The organism is Acinetobacter stercoris (genome assembly GCF_900323515.1).
GTDB lineage: Bacteria > Pseudomonadota > Gammaproteobacteria > Pseudomonadales > Moraxellaceae > Acinetobacter > Acinetobacter stercoris.
Genome location: NZ_OOGT01000328.1, coordinates 1 through 2,422 on the forward strand (window position 1 = coordinate 1; position 2,422 = coordinate 2,422).

Annotated in this window: 1 protein-coding gene; it reads right to left on the reverse strand. The window is 36.0% G+C overall.

Annotated elements, in window-relative coordinates:
• Positions 1–11 precede the first annotated feature (11 nt).
• The gene (locus tag KPC_RS19125) at positions 12–2,372 is read right to left on the reverse strand and encodes a TonB-dependent receptor (RefSeq protein ID WP_121975901.1); all 2,361 of its coding nucleotides are present in this window, start codon (positions 2,370–2,372) and stop codon (positions 12–14) included.
• Between the last annotated feature and the right edge of the window lie 50 nt (positions 2,373–2,422).

Sequence of the window (2,422 nt, forward strand, 5' to 3'; positions counted from 1 at the left end):
CCTATAAAATCTTACAAATGCATGGTTATTCCTAGCTGGAAACCTCGACCAGGAAGTGGGGCAATATATTTTAGTGGTGAGTTTTGAGGACGTGCTTCGTCATCAAGTAAGTTTGTACCATTTAAAAACAGATCAAAGTCGGCATTTTTAAGCGAAACTTTTTTATTTACATATAAATCAACAAGATTATAAGATGGTAAAGGTTCTTCTGGATTTACACTTTTACCTAAGTATTGTGCTTTTTCATAATAAATACTTGATAAACGAGCACTCCAGTCTTCTTTATTCCATTCGAGGCTTGCACCATAACGATTGGTTGGCATTTCCATAAAAAACATCCCTTCGTTTCCTAGACCATCTTTAGGTGTTTTATCTATTTTGTTTTTAACCAGGTCAGCAAAAGCAGAGACTTTTAGATTGCCGAATTGAGCCAGATTAAAATTGTAACTGGCATCAACCTCAAAGCCATTAATTTCGGTATCAACTTGTTTCCAGTACTTTAGTGGTAATCTATTTCCTAATCTTTCCATACCAGAGTGAGACAAGTAGGTATAATCGTCAAATTTGGTTTGATACACAGTGCCCGTGATTTGTGCTGATTCGAAATGCAAGCTTGTCGTAAATTCTAGGCTATGCATCCATTCTTTTTTTAGTTCCTGATTGCCTTCTTCCTGTGCCATTTGCGAATAATGTATTCTGCTGGAATAAAGTTCATTTATTTCAGGGGCACGTTGTGAATCGCTGTATTTAAAATAAAAACTTAAATAATCTGTTGGGTTGAGACCAAAGCCAGCAAAATAGCTTTGTAGATTAAAATCCTGATCTTTCAATTTGCTATTGCTTGAACTATTTGACAGTTTAAAACTTCCATTTGCGACTTGATGCTCTACTTTTTCAAAACGATATCCTGCATCTACCATCCAGTATTTAAATGCCAGTTTTTCGGTTAAAAATACTGCTTTGGTGTCTGTTTTTACATTTGGGAGGTAGCGTTTGGTTCCTGAACCTGTGACATCACGTGTAGAAAAATTTAAACCGAAAGTCCCTTTTAATGTATCCCAGGCAGAATGGTTAAATAAGCTCTCTACAGTGCTGGTATCGAATTTATAAGTATTGGCATTGGATGCCCCCAGATATTCACCTGTTTTATTGATGATTTTTGATGCATTTAGCTGCACACTGTCAAACCCGATAAAAGGATTTTTAAAGAGTGATTCAACTGCATAACGGTTTTGTTCATTTTTAACAATAACTGGTTGTGGTCTATAAACATCCTGATCCCTAAAGTTATCCATTGAAAAACCTGGTACACCATATTCGGTGTCTTTTCTATCGAAAACCAGACCAATATATCCAGCGTCATTATCCAGAAAGTAGGTTGTTCCAATAGCCAGATTTTTATTTTCAAAATTGCTATTCCAGAGTTTTTTATAGGTATTAGGAGTGACGTCTTTAGCTACGTTTGTATAATATTCAGGTGAATTAGGTTTATAGTTTGGATTTGGAGTGTTCACATATTTAACTCCATCTTTTATGGTTATTGGGTCACTTGTATATCTTTTTTCTTTGGCATAGTCATAGTATTCACCATAACCATTTTCCCAATTATCGACTGCATATTTATCTATAAATGGTTGGTGACCAGTATTATAGACTGTAGGGATTGCATGTATTTGGCATACGCCCGTTAGAAAGGCGTTATATCCTCCTTGAGGATAAAACATTTTTGTATCACACACGCTGGCTTTACTATAACCAGGAATGTCATAAGAGGAAATGTTTTGCCGAGAAAACTGAATATTGGTACTCAGGTTTTTCTGGTTATTGATATTTAATTTTAATCCACGGGCATCAACATTGTTGAATCCTTTTTTAAATGCAATATCAAGACTATGACTTTTTTCTTCTAGCTGTTTTGAAAGAATTCCTGTGTCCACATCCACACTGCCACCAATTGCATGTCCACCATAACGAACAGCATCTGATGATTTATGAACTTGCAGTTTTTGGGTAAACAGTGGATCAAAAGGAATGTTGATGTTGCCACTAATAGAGTTCATACCATTAATAGATTGACCATTTTCATAAATACCAACCCTGTTTCCAGATAGACTTCTGATCACTGGTCCGCCAGCATTTGGGCCAAAGGAGCTGCTTTGAACACCAGAGATATGCTTGATTGCATCACCGAGTGTGGCAACATTTTCGATGCGGTCTTTGCTGACAGTTGTAAGGTCAGGATCGTTTTCTTTGTCTTTTTTTTCTGCTTTTACCGTGATCGTTGCCAATTTTACAATGTCTTGTTCTACAGCAAAAGCAAAGGAAGGTTGTATCAATGCCAATATGTATAAAGTGAGTTTATTCAGTTGCATGGGAGAGTTGCCTTGTTTAGTTTATGTAATGTTATAACATTACATATAAG

What these genes read in the sequence shown, in the direction of transcription:
- KPC_RS19125 (WP_121975901.1), bottom strand. Translation starts at nt 2,372, where the DNA reads ATGCAACTGAATAAACTCACTTTATACATATTGGCATTGATACAACCT.